This is a genomic window from Kineosporia babensis (genome assembly GCF_021129305.1).
In the GTDB taxonomy this organism is placed as follows: Bacteria; Actinomycetota; Actinomycetes; order Actinomycetales; family Kineosporiaceae; genus Kineosporia; species Kineosporia babensis.
The window spans coordinates 236,339-256,098 of the sequence record NZ_JAJOMB010000003.1 but is presented as its reverse complement, the minus strand read 5'-3'; the positions used below and the strand labels follow the sequence as shown (position 1 = coordinate 256,098).

The 19,760-nt window shown below is 69.0% G+C and carries 18 protein-coding genes; 12 read left to right on the top strand and 6 right to left on the bottom strand.

The features are described 5' to 3' along the window. Positions 1 to 17: 17 nt before the first annotated feature. A complete protein-coding gene (locus tag LR394_RS42740) occupies positions 18 to 698 on the top strand; it encodes a helix-turn-helix transcriptional regulator (RefSeq protein WP_231439705.1) in 681 nt (226 codons plus the stop codon). Positions 699 to 705: 7 nt separating this feature from the next. Here LR394_RS42740 and LR394_RS07035 read toward each other — a convergent pair whose 3' ends face one another. Further along, complete coding sequence (locus LR394_RS07035; RefSeq protein ID WP_231439703.1) at positions 706 to 1,716, bottom strand: hypothetical protein; 1,011 nt, start codon at positions 1,714 to 1,716, stop codon at positions 706 to 708. A 136-nt stretch (positions 1,717 to 1,852) separates the two neighbouring features. Then, entirely contained in the window at positions 1,853 to 2,926 is a 1,074-nt protein-coding gene (locus tag LR394_RS07030; RefSeq protein ID WP_231439702.1) for an Hsp70 family protein, read from the bottom strand. 91 nt (positions 2,927 to 3,017) lie between these two features. Between LR394_RS07030 and LR394_RS07025 the strand changes: the two genes are divergently transcribed. After that, positions 3,018 to 4,034, top strand: a complete 1,017-nt coding sequence (locus LR394_RS07025; RefSeq protein ID WP_231439700.1) for a sensor histidine kinase — start codon at positions 3,018 to 3,020, stop codon at positions 4,032 to 4,034. A 1-nt stretch (position 4,035) separates the two neighbouring features. On the opposite strand, the gene LR394_RS07020 is transcribed toward LR394_RS07025, so the two are convergent. Continuing rightward, on the bottom strand, positions 4,036 to 4,611 hold the full coding sequence (locus LR394_RS07020; protein WP_231439698.1) for a sigma-70 family RNA polymerase sigma factor: 576 nt from the start codon (positions 4,609 to 4,611) through the stop codon (positions 4,036 to 4,038). 231 nt (positions 4,612 to 4,842) lie between these two features. On the opposite strand from LR394_RS07020, the gene LR394_RS07015 reads away from it, so the two are divergent. After that, positions 4,843 to 5,502 carry a response regulator transcription factor gene (locus tag LR394_RS07015; RefSeq protein WP_407937003.1) on the top strand — a complete coding sequence of 220 codons (660 nt, stop codon included), beginning with the start codon at positions 4,843 to 4,845 and terminating at the stop codon, positions 5,500 to 5,502. Here the strand turns inward: LR394_RS07015 and LR394_RS07010 are convergent. Continuing rightward, positions 5,471 to 7,009 (bottom strand): hypothetical protein, encoded by a 1,539-nt coding sequence (locus tag LR394_RS07010; protein ID WP_231439694.1) that lies wholly within the window; start codon positions 7,007 to 7,009, stop codon positions 5,471 to 5,473. The two genes, LR394_RS07015 and LR394_RS07010, sit on opposite strands and share 32 nt — an antisense overlap. A gap of 181 nt (positions 7,010 to 7,190) precedes the next feature. Here LR394_RS07010 and LR394_RS07005 point away from each other — a divergent pair, with 181 nt between their 5' ends. The 3 genes from LR394_RS07005 (at position 7,191) to LR394_RS06995 (ending at position 10,248) form a co-directional block, all read left to right on the top strand. Further along, positions 7,191 to 8,714, top strand: coding sequence for a catalase (locus LR394_RS07005; RefSeq protein ID WP_231439692.1), 1,524 nt, complete (start codon positions 7,191 to 7,193; stop codon positions 8,712 to 8,714). 209 nt (positions 8,715 to 8,923) lie between these two features. Beyond that, on the top strand, positions 8,924 to 9,424 hold the full coding sequence (locus tag LR394_RS07000; RefSeq protein ID WP_231439690.1) for a SigE family RNA polymerase sigma factor: 501 nt from the start codon (positions 8,924 to 8,926) through the stop codon (positions 9,422 to 9,424). Further along, the gene (locus LR394_RS06995; RefSeq protein WP_231439688.1) at positions 9,421 to 10,248 is read left to right on the top strand and encodes a hypothetical protein; all 828 of its coding nucleotides are present in this window, start codon (positions 9,421 to 9,423) and stop codon (positions 10,246 to 10,248) included. Before LR394_RS07000 ends, LR394_RS06995 begins: the two co-directional genes overlap by 4 nt. On the opposite strand, the gene LR394_RS06990 is transcribed toward LR394_RS06995, so the two are convergent. Then, positions 10,242 to 12,923 carry a BTAD domain-containing putative transcriptional regulator gene (locus LR394_RS06990; RefSeq protein WP_231439686.1) on the bottom strand — a complete coding sequence of 894 codons (2,682 nt, stop codon included), beginning with the start codon at positions 12,921 to 12,923 and terminating at the stop codon, positions 10,242 to 10,244. The genes LR394_RS06995 and LR394_RS06990 overlap by 7 nt on opposite strands. 55 nt (positions 12,924 to 12,978) lie before the next feature. On the opposite strand from LR394_RS06990, the gene LR394_RS06985 reads away from it, so the two are divergent. Genes LR394_RS06985 through LR394_RS06975 form a run of 3 tightly spaced genes read left to right on the top strand, consistent with a single transcriptional unit; the run spans position 12,979 to position 16,370 of the window. Further along, entirely contained in the window at positions 12,979 to 13,647 is a 669-nt protein-coding gene (locus tag LR394_RS06985; RefSeq protein WP_231439684.1) for a hemerythrin domain-containing protein, read from the top strand. Further along, a complete protein-coding gene (locus tag LR394_RS06980) occupies positions 13,647 to 14,861 on the top strand; it encodes an FAD-dependent monooxygenase (RefSeq protein ID WP_231439682.1) in 1,215 nt (404 codons plus the stop codon). The genes LR394_RS06985 and LR394_RS06980 overlap by 1 nt, the downstream gene beginning before the upstream one ends. Before the next feature lie 24 nt (positions 14,862 to 14,885). Further along, positions 14,886 to 16,370, top strand: coding sequence for an alpha/beta hydrolase (locus LR394_RS06975; protein WP_231439679.1), 1,485 nt, complete (start codon positions 14,886 to 14,888; stop codon positions 16,368 to 16,370). Between the two features lie 59 nt (positions 16,371 to 16,429). On the opposite strand, the gene LR394_RS06970 is transcribed toward LR394_RS06975, so the two are convergent. Then, a complete protein-coding gene (locus LR394_RS06970; RefSeq protein ID WP_231439677.1) occupies positions 16,430 to 17,179 on the bottom strand; it encodes an alpha/beta fold hydrolase in 750 nt (249 codons plus the stop codon). A gap of 88 nt (positions 17,180 to 17,267) precedes the next feature. On the opposite strand from LR394_RS06970, the gene LR394_RS06965 reads away from it, so the two are divergent. From LR394_RS06965 to LR394_RS06955, 3 genes are all read left to right on the top strand, one after another. Further along, a complete protein-coding gene (locus LR394_RS06965; RefSeq protein ID WP_231439675.1) occupies positions 17,268 to 18,122 on the top strand; it encodes a LysR family transcriptional regulator in 855 nt (284 codons plus the stop codon). Positions 18,123 to 18,214: 92 nt separating this feature from the next. Next, entirely contained in the window at positions 18,215 to 18,565 is a 351-nt protein-coding gene (locus LR394_RS06960) for a hypothetical protein (RefSeq protein WP_231439674.1), read from the top strand. Positions 18,566 to 18,676: 111 nt separating this feature from the next. Beyond that, positions 18,677 to 19,741, top strand: a complete 1,065-nt coding sequence (locus LR394_RS06955; protein WP_231439673.1) for a DUF2332 domain-containing protein — start codon at positions 18,677 to 18,679, stop codon at positions 19,739 to 19,741. The last annotated feature ends 19 nt before the right edge of the window (positions 19,742 to 19,760 follow it).

The window sequence follows — 19,760 nt, the reverse complement described above, 5'->3', positions numbered from 1 at the left end:
GTCGGCCGCCTTATCCCGTGGTGAGACCGGGCTTCGCCTGCCCGGCCTGTGTGCCCTCACGGGGTGCCCCCGCCGACCGGGACACACCGGTCAAGGTCCTGATCAAGGCCTGCGACCCGCTGAGCCAGATCGGGATAGGGCGCCTGGTGCACGGCAATCCGTTCCTGACCGAGGTCGCGGCGGACGAGGCCGACGTGGTGCTGATGGCCGTGAGCGAGTTCTCCGCCTCGGTGATGCGCCTGCTGCGCTCGGTCGTGCTGGAGCCCGAGCGGACCCGGGTCGTGGTGATCCTGGACCGGCTCGGCGAGCCCGATCTGCTCGCCGCGGCCGAGCTGGGCGTCACCGGCTTCCTCTACCGTTCCCAGGCCACCGGTGAGCACGTGAGCAGGGTGGTCGCCAGCGTGCACCAGGGCGCCACGCACCTGCCCCCGGAAGTCCAGGTCCGGCTCATGGCCGATGTCGCCCAGGTGCAGCGCAAGGTCCTGACCCCGCGCGGCCTGAGCGCCTCAGGCCTGGACCAGCGGGAGGTGGAAGTCCTGCGGTGCATCGCCGAAGGCCTGGAGAACTCCGAGATCGCCGAGCGCATGCAGTATTCCGAGCGGACGGTCAAGAGCATCCTGTACGCCATGACCGAGCGCCTTCAGCTGCGTAATCGCTCGCATGCGGTGGCCTACGCCATGCGGGCCGGAGTTCTGTGATCCGTGCTCAGGAGGCGGTGCGTGGCGCGAACGGCTGCCCGTTCTGGTCCAGGCCGATGTGGGCCACGGGGGAGGGGCGAGGGCCGTCGATCGGGCCTACCCCGGCATCGGCCGCCTTGCCCCGCAGGTGGTCGAGGATCTGGGTCAGGCGCTTGCTGCCCAGCGGCTGGTCCGGGAGCTCTTCGGCCAGGAAGACCGTGACGTCCTCGCCGCGACGGTCCAGGCCCAGGACCCGGAAACGGGATGCGGCGGGGAACAGCACGGTGTCGGAGTAGCCGATCAGCAGCGGGGTGAGCCGGCCGGACTCCGACCAGATCACCTGGTCGATCAGCGAGCTGTCGCCGATTCCACCGGCCGGGAACGATTTACGGTCGGCGCGGGCGAACCCGGGCTCGTGCAGCAGGCTTCCGGGGAAGTAGGCGTCCAGCGGCACCGACCGGCGGTGGGCGCGATGGAAGGTGACGCCGCAGTGAGCGGGCATCCGCTTCAGGATCGAGGCCACACAGGCGGCGACGGCAAGGTCGCCCGCCGCGACCGGATCGGTGCGGAGCCGGGCGTCCAGGTCGGTCAGGGCACCGCGCAGGTGGGCTCGCAGCACGGCCAGTTCCTGGGCGACGGTGGCAGTGGGGGCGTTCATCTGCATGCCGCGCAACTCCGGGGGGCGGGCCTCGAGCAGACGCAGCGCCTCGGTCAGGTCGGTCTCCAGTTCGGTACCGATGTGTTCCCGTCCGGCCTGGCGTTCTTCTGCGGTGCTCTCGTGATCCGACGTGGTGGCCGGGGTGAACGCCCGGGCCTGGAGGACCTTCAGCGGGCCGGCCACGGTGTCCTGCCGCTGCGGGGGCTGGGCGGCCCGTTCTGGCTTGCGGTGGCCGGCGGGCGAAGGGGCCGGCCGATCGGGCGGGGAAGGCTCCGGTGCAGCGTCAGCGCCGGAAACGGCTCGGGTACCGGCTCCGATCAGGTAGGTGCCGAGCAGGACCATGGCGACCGCCACGGCGATCATGATGTGCTGCGCTGTCATTTGTGTTTGGCCCGAAACCCGCTCTCCGCAGCGTTCTCGCGCCACGGCTCGTCCCGGCGGACGCACGAGAACCGGACAGGCGTCGTCAACTGCCGGATCACGTCACTCCACCACCTTTCGTCCGTTCTTTTCTGCCCTATCCTGCCGCATCGCCCGGCAGCAGGCGCGGCTCCTGGTGGGGTTCCGGGCGGGCGGCCAGCCAAGCGGCGCCCAGAGCGGCAGCGTGCTGAGGTTCGGGGACGAGCGTCACCGAGGAGCCCAGATTCTCGGTCAGGGCTTCGGCCAGTTGGGGAATGGGTGAACTGCCTCCGGTCAGCAGCACCGCGGCCAGGTCGTTCGCGCGTACGCCGGCCGAGTCCAGAGTGCGTTGCAGAGCGTGCAGTCCCGCGGAGACGAAGGGGGCGAGCACGCCGTCGAGATCCTTGCGGTTCAGCTGGGTACGGCTGCCCTCGTAACTGAACTCGACCTCGGTGACGCTGGAGAGCTGTTCCTTGGCCCGAGCGCACTGCTGGCGCAGCGAATCATCGTCGGACAGCGACAACGCCCCGCCGAAGGTTTCGTCCAGCTTGGCCAGCAGCGCCTCGTCCAGGTCCAGGCCGCCCTGGAAGTCGAGTGCTTCGGGCACCCCGATCACCTGGCTGCGCCCCTGGCGATGCGGGATCAGGACACTCGCTTCGACCGTGCTCCCGCCCGCGTCGTACACCGCGATCGGCTGTGCCCCGGTCCAGGACCGACGGCGCTGATGGTCGGCGACCACCGCCTCGGCCTGAGAGATCACACTCACCTGCGAACGAGGTAGTCCAGCCTGACGGGCAACATCCAGGAACTGCTCACGGCGATGCGCACCCCAACCGGCCGGGCAGGTCAGCACCACGCGCGTCGGCGGGCCTTTCTGCTCATCATGCACGCGCTGCAGAACCTCGACGAGCAGGACGGCAAGCAACTCGGCCGCGGTGAACGACCCGTTCCCCAGCCGGAACGGGGTGGAGTCGCCCAGATGCCGGTGAAAGACGTGGCCAGGAACGACGGAGTTGGTAACGGTTGTGGCCAGGGCGAGCGAGCCGTCCGGCCGTGACTGGACGGCTGCGGGCAGCCAGGGCGAATCCGGGCTGAGCCTGAGCGTGCTGGTGAGGACACCGTCCGACACTGCGGCGGTCAGGGTCACCGACCCCAGGTCGAGTCCCAGGCCGTAGCCGCTGTTGATGCTCATCCGCCGGTTAGGGTAGTCACGCCTTCTGGCCGGGGCTAATCAAGTAAGGGCCGGTTCCAGATTCGGGTAGGGAAAGGACGGGCAGGCATCGATGGCCGCCGGATCGAGCCGGAGCGAGGACTCGCTGCTGGAGGACATCGCCACCTTCGACCCCGGTTCCGGAGGCGTCCATCTGCCAGAACTGTGCCGCCGGATCGGGCAGGGCCTGAGTCTGCGGTGGGCCGGTCTCGTCCTGGCCGACGGCCGAGAGTACGTATGGCCGGACCCGATGCCGCGCAGTTCTGGCCGCACGCAGTCGAAACCGCTGCAGGCCGAAGGAAGATCGGTCGGCCGGTTGGCGCTCGGGCTACCGGCCGTTCCGCTGGGCCTCCAGCGCCGACGGCTGCTGGAAGACCTGGTGGATCTGCTGGGCTTGCTGCTGTCCTCGGTACCGATGCAGGCCGAGCTGGACCGCTCCCTGCACGAGGCGCGCAACCACGCCGAACGCGTCGCTGCGATGCGTCGCCGGACCTTCGTCGAGCGGGACGCCGAACGCCAGGCGATCGAGCACGACCTGCACGACGGGGCGCAGCATCACCTGGTTGCTCTCTCGATGGGCCTCAGCCTGCTGGAGATGGTGACGGCCAAGGGCGACCGGGAAGGGCAGCGCAAGCATCGGGAGCGTCTGCTGGACGGGCTGGGGAAGGCCGAGAGTTCGCTGCGGGCCACCACCGGTGAGGGCAGTGCCCTTCTGATCGGCGAGGGGATCCTGCCGGCCCTGCGCGCCGAGTTCAACAGCGCCCCGGTGACCCTCGACGTCTCCGAATGGGATGCCGGACGGCGGTACGAGCCGGTGGTGGAACTGGCCGTCTACTTCATCTGCCTGGAAGCTGCCAACAACGCCCGCAAGCATGCTCCAGGAGCCGAGATCGTGACCCGTCTGGCCCAGGTCCCGAGCGGGCTGGAGTTCTCGGTGACGGACTTCGGGCCGGGGATGGGCGAGGGACTCGCGGAGCAGACCGCCGGCGTCGCCAACATGCGCCGCCGTATCGTCGCGGCCGGAGGGCACCTGCAGATCCGGACCGCGGCCGGGGCCGGCACGGTGGTGCTGGGCTTCATCCCGTACTGACTCAGCAGGCCTGCTGCAGCTCGTTCTCCTGCGCACTGTCGCGCAGCTTGCGCAGGGCGTAGAACAGCCGGCTCTTGACCGTCCCGGCCGGAACCCCGAGGGCCTGGGCGGCCTGGGCGATCGTCCGGTCACGCAGGTAGACCTCCTCGACCACCGCCCGGTGGTCCGGCTGGATGGTGTCCAGCAGGTCGTTCAGCATCACCCCGGCGACGATCTGGTCGGTACCGTCGCTGCGGACCGGGTAGTCCTGCGGGAGCAGTTCCGTCTCGGCGGGCCGGGCCTGCCGCATCCGGTAGCGGTCGATCGCCAGATTGCCGGCCACCCGGCGCAGCCAGAAGATGACCGAACCGTTCTCCGGGGTCAGCTGGTCGATCCGCTGCCAGGCCCGCAGGAAGGTCTCCTGGACCAGGTCCTCGGCCTGCCGGGCGTCCCCTCCGACCAGTCGCGTCGCGTAGGTGAGCAGACCCGGGCGGTGGGCCAGCACCAGGTCGACGAACCGCTGTTCCTGGGGGGAAGGGCCGATCGCAACCACTCCGGCGGGCGGTCGGACCGGCTGGATTTCCGTCCTCTTCTGCATGTTTCGAGCCTGGCAGGAGTACTCCGGCCAGGGATACGGGGTGAGCCCGTGAGGAGTGGGGACCTAGGCCGCGGGGCAGACCCCGGGGGGTAAACCCTACTGTTGGGCGTTGAGCTGCGGTTGGGGCGATCGGGGTATCTTCGTCGCCGTGGGCTCGCCCGAGCGGCTCCGCCCGCCACTGCCGTCCGGACAAGGAATGCCCTCGTGACACTCGCCCAGCCGCCCACGCCCCTGCGAGTCGCTGTTGCCGAAGACGGAGCCCTGTTCCGCGAAGGCCTGGTGATGCTGCTGGAAGGGACCGGGCACACCGTGGTCGGGGCGGTGGAGGACGGGGACGCGCTGGCTGAGCTGATCGAGACCGAACCGGTGGACGTGGCGGTGCTGGACATCCGGATGCCGCCCGGCCCGCACGGCGGTCTGGTCACGGCCCGGCGGTTGCGGGCCCGGCATCCCCGGACCGGGCTGCTCCTGCTGTCGCACTACGCCGAGGCGCACTACCTGATGGAGATCCTGAAGATCGGCACCGGGGCCATCGGCTACCGGCTGAAGGACGAGGTCGCCAGCCTGGACGCGCTGCGCGACACCATGCAGCGGGTGGCCTCCGGGGAGATCGTGATCGAGTCCGAGGTGGCCGAGCAACTGGTCGGCAACCCGGTCGGGCAGCCGGACGCCCTGGGCACGCTGAACGCGCGGGAGATCGAGGTGCTGCGGCTGATGGCCGAGGGCCGTTCCAACTCCGGCATCGTGCGGGAGCTGGAGATCTCGGCGAAGGCGGTGGAGAAGAGCGTGGCCGCGATCTTCGCCAAGCTGGGGCTGCCCACCGATGCCACGTCCTACCACCGCCGGGTCCTGGCCGTCCTCACCTATCTGCGCGCCCGCCGCGATCGGTGACCGAGCTGATGGCCTGAACGAGCTCGGTCATCTCCCGGGTGAGGCCGGCCAGATCCGGGGCCAGGACACCGCGCCTCGGCTGCGCCGGCGGCGTGTTACGCACCAGCCGGGTCATCGCGGCCAGGGCGGTGCGGGCCCGCAGCAGATCGGCACGGGCCAGCACCTCGGCCGCCAGCACATCCTCCAGCTCCAGGCCCCTGGCCAGCGGGGGAGTGACTTCCGGTAGCAGCACCTCGACGTTGCCCGGGGATCGCCGCAGAATCACGTCCGGGTCCTCGTTCATCGGCACGAACACCAGTCCTGGTCGGTCCCGGGCAGCGCGTTCGTTGAGGAAGGCCACCCGGACCGGATCCTCCAGCCGGCTCAGCAGCCGCCGGGCATCGGCCGAGCCTGGTCCTTCGGAGTACCAGGCGACGAGTCCCAGCGCCTGCGCCCGGACCCGGGCGTACAGGCTTCCCGAAGCAGCCAGGGCGGCCCGGGCCGCGGGCTCCAGCCGGTCCGGGACCCAGGCGAGCACTTCGCTGCGATCTGTTTCCCGGCGGATCTGGACCCGGCCACCCAGTGCGACCAGCCGATCCGTATCCATCGCCAGGGCAGCGCGCGTTGCCGATTCAGACGTCTGGGTCCGCGCCACCAGCCGCACCTGAAGTCCTGGGACCGGTCGATCACCGTGACGGTGCTCCAGCGCGAGCGCGACTTCGCTGCTGGTCCCGGCCAGGCTCTGCACCGCTGCGGACGCGAGCTGGTACAGCGCAGAAACGACTTCGTGGTCCAGCCGGGCCGGGACGCTTCCGGTCACCTGGACCCGTCCCTTGTAGGGGGCCGCCACCTCACCCAGCGCTGCCCGCAGTCCTTGACTGCGCAGGATCTGTGGATGGATCCCGCGGACCAGGGTCCGGAAGTCCTTCACGGTGGAGTCGAGCCGGGCCCGCAGCCCCTTGAGATCGCCCTGGGGATCCTCCAGCCGAGCCCGGATCGGCCGCAGCCGACGGTGGCTGAACGCCAGAATCTCGGCCGCCACCCGTCGACGTTCGAGGGCACGTACCCCGTCGAGCCGCCGGGACGCGTCCAGCGCCTCCCCCGCGAGCCGGGACGTGTGCTCATGCTGCTGGTTCAGCCTGTCTCGCAGACGTTCCCGCTGATGGAGAACCCGGAGGCAGTTGGCGGTGTCGAACAGTTGCTTCCGCTGTGACCGGCTGAGCTTTCCGTCGAGGACCAGGGCTCCGTACAGCTGCTCACCGTCCTGCAGCGCAACGGTGCTGAGGTCGTCACGGGCCAGCAGCGCGGCCTGATCAACTGTTAGATCGCTGGATTCGCTTCGCGGCCAGCTCTGCGCGGGGCGAAGCCGGCCTGACCCGGGCCAGGTCGCGGCCCACAGCGTGACCTGCCCTGCTCCGGTGACCTCGGCCAGCCGGCGCAGCAGCATCTGACGCGCGTCCCCGATCGGGGTGTCTTGGGCGAGCGAGGACAGACTTGCATAGGCGGACGGGGTTGCCGGGGCAGACACACAAGCTCCTGTCCGTGGTTCGGTCCAACTGCCATGGGGCACCAGGGCGGGTTCCACCCCCGATCGTCCCGCAGTTGAAAGCCTACCGACGGCTGCGGGCCCGGACCGGGGGCACCTGCGCTGGCGATCATCGGTGGTTCCGGCAGCCTTGAGTCGGTCCAGATCATTGGAGGTATCGGGCATGACCAGCACAGAACGCCCTTTCACGACCACGGACGCCGGTGTGCCGGTGGCCAGCGACGAGCATTCGCTGAGCGTCGGGCCGGACGGGCCGCTGCTGCTTCAGGACCACTACCTGATCGAGCAGATGGCCAATTTCAACCGCGAGCGCATTCCCGAGCGTCAGCCGCACGCCAAGGGCGGCGGGGCGTTCGGCTCGTTCCAGGTGACCGCCGACGTCAGCGCCTGGACCCGGGCCGCGGTCTTCTCGCCGGGAGAGCAGGCCGACGTCCTGGCCCGGTTCTCAACTGTGGCCGGCGAGCGCGGATCACCCGATACCTGGCGTGATCCGCGGGGTTTCGCGCTGAAGTTCTACACTCGCGACGGCAACCTCGACCTGGTCGGCAACAACACGCCGGTGTTCTTCATCCGGGACCCGATGAAGTTCCAGCACTTCATCCGCTCCCAGAAGCGGCGCCAGGACAACAATCTGCGTGATCACGACATGCAGTGGGACTTCTGGTCGCTCTCGCCGGAGTCGGCGCACCAGGTGACGTGGCTGATGGGGGACAGGGGTATCCCCCGCACATGGCGGCACATGAACGGCTACGGCAGCCACACGTACATGTGGATCAATGCCGCCGGGGAACGGTTCTGGGTGAAGTACCACTTCGTCACCGATCAGGGTATCGAGACGTTCACCCAGGACGAGGCCGACCAGATGGCCGCGGTGGACACCGACTACCACCAGCGTGACCTGTTCGAGCACATCCGCGACGGGCAGTTCCCGACCTGGACGCTGAAGGTGCAGGTGATGCCGTTCGAGGAGGCCAAGACCTACCGGTTCAACCCGTTCGACCTGACCAAGGTCTGGCCGCACGGCGACTACCCGCTGCACGAGGTCGGCCGGCTGACCCTGAACCGCAACGTCACCGACTACCACACCGAGATCGAGCAGGCCGCGTTCGAACCGAACAACGTCGTGCCCGGTACCGGTCTGTCGCCCGACAAGATGCTCCTGGCCCGGGGATTCAGCTACTCGGACGCGCACCGGGCCCGGCTGGGGGTGAACTACAAGCAGATCCCGGTCAACTCGGCGAAGGTGGAGACGCACGCGTACTCCAAGGACGGCGCGATGCGGGTGAAGAACGTGCCCGACCCGGTGTACGCGCCGAACTCCTACGGCGGCCCGGTGGCCGATCCGGCCCGGACGGATGACGGCGGTACCTGGGCCTCCGACGGTGAGATGGTCCGCGCTGCCGCAACCTTGCACGCCGAGGACGACGATTTCGGCCAGGCGGGGACGCTGGTGCGTGAGGTGATGGACGAGGCCGCCCGCGAGCGTCTGGTCACCAACATCGTCGGCCACCTGCTGAACGGGGTCACCGAGCCGATCCTGGCCCGGGCGTTCGACTACTGGAGCCAGGTGGACAAGGACTTGGGCGCGAAGGTCGAGGCGGGGGTGCGAGCCAAGCAGGACGAGACCGACCCGAAGCAGGCTGAGCAGGGGAATCCGGCCCGTTCCAGCATGCAGCGCAAGGCCTGACCTGGCTGAGCGGGTGGTTCCCGACGACGGGAACCACCCGCGGCGATCTGCCCTGCGTCTTCGACAGAACCTGATCCTCCAGCCGTACCACCATCCCTCCAGCGAGAGTCCCGCCGACGTGACCAGAATTGGTACCTCGGTGCAGCAACCTCAGCCGTCCCGGTCCGCGTGGTGTTTCTGAGGGACTGGCGATGAGGAGAGGACCATCAATGGACGACGACGCCGACTTCCGGCAGTTCGTCACCGCGCGCTGGCCGGCACTGGTGCAGAGCGCGTACCTGATCACCGTCGACCTGGGGATTGCCGAGGACTGCGTGCAGGAGGCCCTGGCGCGGGTCCATTCCCGCTGGGGGCGGCTGAGGAACGACAACCCCGAACCGTATGTGCGCAAGGCGGTGGTGAACGCGGCGCTGTCCTGGCGCCGCAAACGGCGGATCCGGGAGGTGAGTCTGGACTCGGCCGTTCATCCGGCGGTCGAGCTCGGCTCTCACCAGCTCGGCGAGATCGACTATCAGCTGGTGGCGGCGCTGCGGTCGCTGCCGCCGACGATGCGCGCCGTGGTGGTCCTGCGCTATCTGGAGGACCGCTCCGAGGCGGAGACCGCGCAGCTGCTCGGCTGCTCGACCGGGGCGGTCAAGAGTGCCGCGAGCCGGGGAATGGCAAAGCTACGCACGGCCCTGGCGGCCACGACCGAAGGAGCGCACCGATGAAGACCGAGGACGAGGTCGTGGATCGGCTGCAGCGGCTGGCCGGGCAGGTGTCGGAACGGTCCGAACCGTTCCCGGGCGTGAGCACCGCCATCCAGCGCCGCCGGCGACGGCAGATCACCCGCAACAGTGGGATTGCTCTGGCCGGGGTCGTGGTGGCGGTCGTCATCGGGGTCGAGACGCTGACCGGATCGGCGTTCGAGAGGCCCGATCAGGCAACCGTGATGAGTACTCCGTCGGCCACCAGCACCGCGCAGTCGGTGGTGGAGGAAGCCGGGTACCCGGGGGAGACGAGGGGGACGCTGGCCCAGGACAAGGAGTGGATCGCGGAGTTGGAGCGGCGTGTCCGTTCGTCGGAGACCGAGCTGAGCAATGGATCGCTGAAGATAGCTTCCAGGCATCAGGTGAAGGTTGTCGCCGCCGGGGATCTGGCCGACCATACCCGTTACGCCGTGGTGCTCTACCAAGCCGACGACAGGTTCCGGAAGAACAGGTGGCACCGGACGTTCTGGCTGGGGCAGGCCGACTCGGCCGCGGAGGACATGCTGCGCAACGGTGGCGACGACCGGAGCCGGACCGGGGATCTGCCCGTCGAGCCGAAAGTCTTGATCACCACGAACGACTGGATCACGGACCCGTCGAAAGCGGTGGTGATCGTCAGCGCACCACAGGCTGAAGCGGCCCGGATCGCATCCGGCGGCAGTGATCGTCCGCTGGCGGAGATCGCCCCGGGGCTCTGGGTGGACACAGTCACGAAGGACGAGTACCGCACGGGCGAGGTCACGCTCACCGTAGATGGTGCGCCGGTCGAGGTGGAGCGCTACTGAGCCTGGGCCACCTGCGACAGCAGGCCGATCGCCGCCTCTTCCGAAAGCTCTGCGGCGGCGGTCGTGGCCGAGGCCGCAACCGTCGAGTCCAGTTCCGCTACCGCGGTTTCCAGGGCCTCGACAATGATGGGATCGGCCTTGGACAAGCGGATGCCGCGGCGGGCGGCGTGACGGAAAGCGGCTGCGTGCAACGTGGCACCGTCGAGCGGACGGTCCCTGCGCAGTAACGCCAGGGCGCCGTAGACCAGGCAGGACAACATCAGGCTGGGGTCGTTCTCCCGTTCGAAGAGCCTCAGCGCCTCGCCCAGCGGATCGAGAGCGGCCCCCGCATCATCGGCCAGCAAGGAGCGGGCCAGCAGCATGTTGCCGAAGGCCCCGGCCCAGCCGTAGCCATGCTCCTGGGCCCGGCGGTTGGCCTCCAGCAGGATGGTCCGGCCCTCATGCGTACGTCCTTGCCCGTCCAGCGCAGCGCCGAGGACGAGCTGGGGGAGAGTGCCGAACCAGGTGTGATCGGTGGCACGCGCCAGCGTGACCGAGGCCCGGGCACTGGTTTCGGCGGCTCGGTAGTCACCGGCGAAGATGTGCAGCAGGCCCTCGTAGTAGCGTAATTGGCCGAGCAGGCGCTGCTCCTCGTCTGCATGGGCCGCACCCAGGACCTCGATCGCGCGCCCGACCAGCTGCTTGCTCTGCAGCAGATCTCCGCTCAGCCAGGACAACGTGCCGTGGGCCGACAAGGCCCGCGCCCGGTCCAGATTCGGTGCCTCGGGAGCACCGGCCAGAGCCTGGTCGAGCAGGCGCAGGCCCTCGGTGATGTGATCGGCTCGCAGCCAGAACCATTCCAGCAGAGCCGCCGTGTGCAGAGCATCTGCGGGAGCGGCAGCCAGGTCGTGGGCCAGCCCGGCCCGCAGATTCGGCAGCTCCCGGTTCAGCACCCGGATCGCACGGGCAGAACGGGGCCCGCGCAGATCGTCCACCGTCCGGGCAACCAGCTCACGACTCCAGACAGCATGCAGGAGAGCACTTCCCGCAGCATCGGGGTCGTGCTCGCGGCAGTAGGCGCGCATGATCTCCAGCAGCCGGTAGCGGGTCGGGACCATCCCGGTGTCGGCGCTGACGATCGAGCGGGCGACCAGCGACGAGAGCCCGGTCAGATCACAGCCCACAGCAGCCGCCGCCTCGAGCGAGAAACCACCCTCAAAAGGCCACAGCCGCAGCAGCATGGCCCGTTCCGGCTCCGACAGCAGATCCACACTCCAGGCCACGGTCGCCTCAAGCGTCCGGTGCGGGGTCAGCGCATTGCGCGGAATCCGGCCCAGTTCAGGAAATCTGGAACCCAGCAGTTCGACGATCTCGCCCAGCCCCATCACCCGGGCTCGGGCGGCGGCCAGTTCGAGAGCCAGCGGAACGCCGTCCAGCGCCTCGGCCAGCCGGGCCACATCATTGGCCTCGACCGGATCGGGCCGCCAGCCCGGCCGCACGGCCGCAATCCGGTCGACCAGCAGCGCCACCGAGTCCGGCGCCGGCAGCGGATCGACCGGCAGCAGGTGCTCACCGTCGATGCCGAGCCCTTCACGACTGGTGACCAGGATCCGTAGCTCAGGACTGCCCGCCAGAAGCGCCACGGTCAGGTCGGCCACCGCGTCGGTCAGGTGCTCACAGTTGTCCAGCACCAGCAGACCGCTCAGACCGGTGAATTCGGCGGGCGTCTCGGTCATTCCCAGTGCAAGGGCGATCGCGGAGGGTAGATCCAGGGGCGAACGGACGTCCGCGAGCCGGGCCAGCGGTGCCTGCGGAGCCCATTCCACCGCCAGCCGGGTCTTGCCCGAACCACCGGGGCCCACCAGCGTCATCAATCGAGATCTGGCCATTCCCTCCGACAGCAGGCCCATTTCGCGTTCGCGGCCGACAAATCGGGTCAAAGGACGTTGCGGTGCAGTCGTTCGCGCGGTGGCGCTCAGGAGGAGGGCCGGGTCCTGAGCGAGCAGGCGTCGCTCAAGGTTCTGCAGTTCGGGACCGGGATCCACGCCGAGGTCGTCGGCGAGCAACGCCCGCACCTCACGCAGCGCGGCCAAGGCTTCGCTCTGGCGGGCGCTCCGGTACAGCCCGAGAATCAGCAACTCCCAGCGACGTTCGCGATACGGATCGTCGTGTACGGCGGCGCGCAGCTGATGCACCGCAGTTGGCGCGTCGCCGGCCGCCAGAAGCGCGGCGGCCTGGTCTTCGATCGCGGTCGCGTGTCGCTGTTCCAGGTCCTGGCGCGCAGGTTCGGCCAAAGCCGGCAAATCGGGATAAGGGCTTCCCCGCCACAGTTCCAGGGCCTGGCGGAACGCCGGTAGCGCCTCGCTCGGCCGGATCGCCTTCCCGGCCCGGGCGAGCAGGGCCTCGAATTGAAGGACGTCCGAGTCGGCTTCGAGTGCGTAGCCGCCGGGACCATGGGTGAGGGTCTCGGTACCGAGCGTGCGGCGCAGCCGGGAGATGTAGGCCCGCAGCGAAGCACTCGGGTTGGCCGGTGGCTCGTCCGGCCAGACGGCCTCGGCCAGGCGGTCTTCCGACACCGGTTCGCCGCGCGCCATCACCAGGGTCTGCAGCAGACGACGCGGCTGCGGGCCGCCCACCTGCACCTGAATGCCGCCGGCGACGACCTCGAGCGGTCCTAGAACCCGGCAGATCACCACGGCCCGAGCATAGGTTGCAACAAGTCTGCAAGGCCATCGGGGCAGCCTGAGGGCCATGACGACAGTCCCGACGGGCATCGACACCTGGGAGATGGTGTTCGCCCACAAGATCTACCGACGAGAGTTACGCATCCTGCCCGGGATCATCCGGGCCGTCGCCGACGCTGACCGGCCCCGGACCCGGCTGGTCAGCGACCACCTGCACCGGATCGCGGCGGCGGTGCACGACCATCACGAGGCCGAGGACGAACTCGTCTGGCCGCTCATGCTGCAGCGTGTGATCCCGCCGGACTCCGAAGTCGTGGTCCGGATGGAGTCCCAGCACCAGCGTCTGGCGGTTCTGCTCGACCGGCTCGACGAACTCAACGCCCAGTGGCGGGCGAGCGCCTCGGCCGCGGCCCGGGACGAACTGGCCGACGTCCTGGCCCAGGCCTCCACGGTCCTGGACGAGCACCTCGACGACGAGGAGCGTTCCCTGCTGCCGCTGGTCCCGGACAGCCTGACCCCGGCGGAATGGGAGACGTTCAACGTCCGCGCCCGTTCCGGCATGGTGGCCAAGAACCCGAAGACCTCGCTGATCCAGCTCGGCTTCGCTCTGGAGGACGCCACCCCGCGGGAGAAGGAGCTGATCATGTCCGCGCTCCCTGCCCCGATCCGCCTGGCCTGGAAACTGTACGGATTCCGGGCGCACCAGCAGTTCCGCGACCGACTCCGCCAGGGCTGATGGACACCGACAAGAACACTGCCGGCAAACGTCCGCAAGCTCTGATCGTCGGGCTGGGCATCGCCGGTATGGCCACGGCGCTGAGGCTTCACCAGATCGGCTGGGAGCCGGTGATCGTCGAACGTTCGCCGCAGCGCCGCACCGGTGGCCATTTGATCTGGCTCTTCGGGGCCGGGAAGGCCTCGGCCCAGCGACTGGGGGTGCTCGAGGCGATCGGCGACCGCAGCGGTCCCGAAACCAAGTCGTGGGAAGTCGACCGTGAAGGACGACGGCGGCCGGGTTTCGTTGCCCAAGGCCCGCTGGCCCTGATCCGGGGCGACGTGGAGGCCGGCCTGTTCTCCGCGCTGCCCGGCGATCTGGAGATTCGCTACGACACAGTACCTTTACGGATCCGGGAGAACGGTGAAAGAGCCCGGGTCGTCCTGCGCTCCGGCAACCGCGAGTCCGTTCAGGACTTCGACCTGGTCATCGGCGCCGACGGTCTGCGATCCAGCGTTCGGGACATGGTTTTCGGCCGTAGTTCGTTCCTGCATCCGCTGAACTACATCGTCGGAGCCACTCTCCTGGACCGGCCCATCGACGGCCTGACCGAGAGCGAGGGACTGGTCCTGGCCGAACCGGGCCGGTCCGTCATGGCTTTCCCCTTCGCCGACCGCGCTCCCAGCCTGCTGTTCACGTACCGGACCGGCGACGTGGACGCCGAGTTCACCCGGCCACCGGCCCAGTCGATCCGCCGGGCCTTCGGTCCCGAGCCCACCGGCGACCTTCTCGAAAGCCTTTTCGCGCGCTACGAGGAGGATCCCGATCCGCTGTTCGACTCGACCGTCCAGGTCCGGATGCCGAAGTGGAGCAGAGGACGGGTGGCGCTGGTGGGTGATGCGGCGTGGTCGTTGACGCTCTACTCGGGTATGGGAGCTTCGGCTGCCCTGGCCGGGGCCGAGTTGCTGGGCACCATGCTGGAGCGCAACGCCCACGACCCGGCCCGGGCCCTGCCGGCCTGGGAAGCCCGGATGCGGCCGTTCATCCAGGAGCACCAGGACGCGGTCGAGCATGAACGCATCAAGTTCACGCCCAAGAACCGCCGCGAGGTCGTCCTGCGCTCGCTCATGGTGCGGCTGCTGAGTTCGCCGCGACTTCGGCCGCTGGCCCAGTTGGCCACCGGCCGCGAGAAGGGGGTGGCGGCCAAGGACCGGGACGTCGCTGCCGTGCTGTGAACGATTCGAGAAGTGATGGAGAGAATGCGTAGTCAAACACTCTGGGCCCTGACCGCCGCCGCGCTGCTGACCTGCTCGGCCTGCACCGGCCCGAACTCGGGTGAGCCGGAGATGGGTGCTCCGACGCCGCCGCCGATCACCTGGGGCGAGTGCCTCGATGATCTGGCCAAGTCCGGCCTGGAGTGCGCCACGATGGACGTTCCGCTGAACTACCAGGAGCCGGAAGGCAGGACCATCGAGATCGCGGTCTCCCGGCTGGCCAGCTCGGACCCGCAGAAGCGGCGCGGTGTGCTGCTGACCAACTCCGGAGGCCCCGGTGGGGAAGGGCTTTCGTACCCGGCAGTGCTGAAACAGCTGGGCCTGCCGCAGAGCGTGCTGGACACCTACGACGTGATCGGCATTGATCCGCGTGGGGTGGGGCGCAGCACGCCGGTCACCTGTGACCTGGAGGCAGCCGACGGGTACCTGTCGAACATCCCGCCCTACGCCGCCGCTGACGCAGATGTCGCGGCCGCTGCGAAGGTCGCCGAGACCGTCGCGCAGAAGTGCGGGCAGTCCGCGAGCGCCGATGTGCTGCCGTACATCACCACCGCCAACACGGCGCGCGATCTGGACCAGGTGCGCCAGGCGCTGGGGGAGGAGAAGGCGTCCTACTTCGGCATCTCGTACGGCACCTACCTGGGCTCGGTCTACACCAGCCTGTTCCCGGAGAGCACCGACCGGGTGATGCTCGACAGTGCGACCGGCCCGGGCGGCTGGGACCAGGAGTTCTCCCGGCTGTTCGGGGAAGGCTTCCAGGACCGCTTCCCGGACTTCGCGAAGTACGTGGCCGCGCATCCCGAGCTCGGCCTGGGCAGCACTCTGGAGCGGGTGGAGAAGAAGTACTTCGAGCTGGCCGAGAAGCTCGACCGCAGGCCCACCGACGAAGGCGTCACCGGCGTCCTGTTCCGCCAGATCACCTTCAGCAACCTCTACTTCGACACGAAACTGGAGCTGCTGGCGTCCATCTGGCAGTCTCTTGACCAGGGCGAGCCGATGGGCGAGGAAGCCACCGGGGATGCGCCCACCCCCGCCGCCTCGGACGCGCCGGCGGACAACTATCTGGCCAGCCAGCTGCACGTGATCTGCAACGACTCCAACTGGCCGGAGGACGTGGCGGTCTACCAGCGCAACGTGCAGGCCGACCGGGAGGGCTACCCGATGTTCGGGGCCGCGGGTGCGAACATCACGCCGTGCGCCTACTGGCCGAGCGAGCCGGTGGAAGAACCGGTGCAGATCAACGCCGAGGGCCCGGACAACGTCCTGATCCTGCAGAACCTGCGAGACCCGGCAACGCCGCTGTCCGGGGCCCAGAAGCTGCAGGAGGCCTTCGGCGACCGGGCCCGGATGGTGACCGCGGATCAGGGTGGGCACGTGAGCTACCTGCTGCTGGGCGATGCCTGCGCGGACACGGCAGTCACGCAGTTCCTGGTCTCCGGTGAGCGCCCGAAGCAGGACAAGGCCTGCTGAAAGGCTGAGGTGCGGTCGCCGGCGGCCCAGCTGGTCCTGGGCCGCCGGCGACCGCTCGGTCAGGGGAGTTCGGCCCAGAACGCACGCAAGGTGTCCGCCGCGAGCTCGGGGTTCTGGAGCATCCAGTAGTGCCCGACGCCGTTGAGTTCCTGCAGGCGAGCACCGGTCATGCGCGCGACCTCCTGGTTCTGGAGAAGGACGTCGGCCGGGTCGACCCCGTCCATCACATCGCCGGTCGGCACCAGGACGAGCCCCGGAACGTCGATGGACCCGGGATTCCAGTCGGCGTGGAAGTTCGGCTGGGCCGAGCGGTAGAGGGCCAGGATCGCGGCGTCCATGCTCTCGTCATGGGCGGCGTCGATGTCGTCGCCCACTTCGGCCGTCAGGCCGCGTGGGCCCAGCAGTTGGCCGAAGGTGCCGGGGACTCCCGACCGGACGGAGGCGAGGAACTGCTCCCCTTCCGGACTCTGCTGCCACAGGGCCGCGATCGGATGCCACTGGTAGTCCGGATGCCAGCCGTAGGCGACGTCGGAGACCCAGCTACGGACGCCTGCCTCGGGGAAGGCGGACACCACGCGCATGGCCAGGTGACCGCCCCAGTCATGGCCTACGAGGTCGATGTCCCCGCCGATCTTCTGCAGTTCTTCGGCGAGCCAGGCGGCGTAGGCGTTCTTGTCGGTCAGGGTCGGCGGGTGAGGTGAGCCGAAGCCGGGGAGCCTCAGGGCCACGCTGTCAACGGGAAGCTGGTTGCGGACGGCTTCCCAGAGGGCCGGTGTCTCCGGTACTCCGTGGACGAAAACGACTGTCATGCGGGCAAGTCTTCGGCTTCCGCCGGAAGGCAGCCAGACCTGTTCCGGCATACGGAGCCATGCTTGCTGGGCATGTCAGACTGGTGGGGTGCCGGATGTGGAGCTTCGCCAGTTGCGTTATCTGATCGCCGTGGCTGAGCAGGGCGGCATCTCGCACGCCGCCGCCAGCCTGGGAATGACCCAGCCCGCGCTGAGCCGGGCCATCGCCACCCTCGAACGCTCGGTGGGAGTCTCGCTGCTGGACCGGCTGCCGCGGGGGAGCGCTCTGACCGCGGCCGGTGAAGTCCTGGTCGACCGAGCCCGGTTGATCCATCGGGATCTGGCTACCGCGGTCCGGCAGACTCAGGAAGCCAGTGCGCTACGGCCTCCGGTCCGGGTCGGCGCCCGCGCCTGCGACTACGAGATGCTCGGCACGCTGATCGCAGCCGATCCGGGAGAGCACATCGAGCCCGTCATGTCCCACTGGCGCACGCAACTGGAGTCGCTGCGTTCCGGGGCGGTCGACATAGCCTTGCTCAGTGGCGAATTCGATGAGACCGGGCTGGACACCGCCCTGGTCACCACCCAGGAACGGGTTGCCGTGGTGCCCGGAGACCATCCTCTGGCCGGGCGATCCGTCGTCGATCGCACCGATCTGCTGGCGGACCGGGTCATCGGCTGGGCCGGAAGCACCGCGCCGGAGCGCGTCTACTGGCTGGACGGTGCTCCTCTGGCCGGGCCCGAGGTGGAAGACCTGTTACAGCTTTTCGTCCATGTCGGCCACGGTGACGGGATCGCGTTCATGCCGCTGCCCATGGTGCAGGAGGTCGCGCTCCCGCAGAGCATCCGGCTGATCAAGGTCCAGGGCCTGGCGCCGGCCCGGGTGCGCCTGGCCTGGAGAACTGAACAGACCTCGATCCGGATCGCTCGCTTCGTCGCAGCCTGCAGCCCGGCCGGGCGCTGAAGACCCAGTGCGATGCCGGCCGACGAACGTCCTGGGCTCGATCCTCGCGGTTCTGGTGTCCGGTTGAGGCTGATCAGGTTTGAATTGCACCCATGAACGTCGTTGCGTGGGTAGCGTCCATCATTCTGCTCCTTGAACTGTTCCTCGTGGCGCTGTCGGCGCTGCTCGGTCTGGAGGTCTGGCGGCAGAGGATGTGGGAGGTGACCGGGTGGCGGGTCGTGGAGCCGGTACGTTGGCTGATCGCCGGTTTCGCCCTGGTCACCGGGGCGCTCATCGTCCTGGGCCTGGGCGAACCGCGTTACGCGGTGGCGGGCGGGGTGCTGTGCGCGGCAGCGTCGGCTGTAGTGCTGATTCGCCGGATGCTGGTGACCGCGCCAGGGCGAGGAACGGGCGCCTACCTGACCTTTCTCGCCTGTGGAGTGCTGCTGACCGTCAGCGCCTGAGGAGCACCGGTGGACGAGCCGGCCTTGCTGAGGACATTGGCGGGTGCGGAACGATGACTGAGGTAGGGTCGACGGTTCGGTCTATGTCGTTGAGACGGTGGGGTATTCGGCGTGAACAAGACAGCGGGGCGAAAGCGGTCTCTGCCCGAGGCCTATCTTCGTGCGGCCGAGGTTGCCCAGGCCGAGAACGCGCCGTTGTACGAGCAGGTGGCCCGGGCCCTGGGTGAGTCGCCCGAGGCCATGCAGGTTCTCGAGCCGGCTGCTCAGCGGGGGCCTTCGGCGGTTCTGGCTGCTTTGCATGATCGTGCCCTGGCCGGTCGGGCTCCGGAGCTGGCTCGGGCCTACGCCGAGGGTGATGCCCCGGCCGCCGGTCGGGCTGCGGTTCAGACCCTGCTGGGCAGTATCGAGGAAGTGATCGCGACGGCCGGGCGTCGTCCTGTTCTCACCAAGGAGAACGGGCGCTGCGCGGTGTTGTACCCGGCGGTGGCAGAGGCCGCCCTGCGGGTCGGGGCCGGGGCCATCGCCCTGATCGATGTGGGGCGGGCTGCGGGCCTGAACCTGAATCTGGATCGGGTGGGCCTGAGTTACAGCAGTGGTCGGCGGCTGGGTGATCCGTCATCTCCGGTGCAGATGAGCGCGCAGGTAGTGGGGGAGCGGCCGATCCCGTCGCAGCCGCTGCCGGAGGTGGTCAGCCGGACGGTGGTGGCCCCTGATCCGCTGGATCTGACCGATGCGGATCAGGCCCGGTGGTTACGGGCCGGGGTGTGGCCCGATCACCAGGAGCAGATGGCGGTTCTGAACGCCGAGCTGGACTTGGCGGTCCGATCGCCGGTGCGCCGGCTGGCGGGTGTGATCAATGAGAGGTTGCCGGAGGCCCTCGCCGAGGTGCCGGCCGATGTCCTGCCGGTGGTGACCACTACCTGGGCGCTGTCGCACTTGTCGTTGGAGGCCCGTCTGCGGTTCCTGCACTGCCTGGACGAGGCCGCCACCCACCGGCCGGTGGCGTGGGTCTCGGTGGAAGGGGTGGGGGTGGCTCCGGCGGTACCGACCATGGGGGATCGTCGCGCCTCCGGGCACAGCACGATCGGGCTGAGTGTGTTCGAGCATGCCTCAACGGTGGCTCTGGCGGTCGGCCGCAGCTGGTCGCAGGGGCGGACCCTGGCCTGGCTGGTCTGAGCCAGGCCAGGGATAAGGA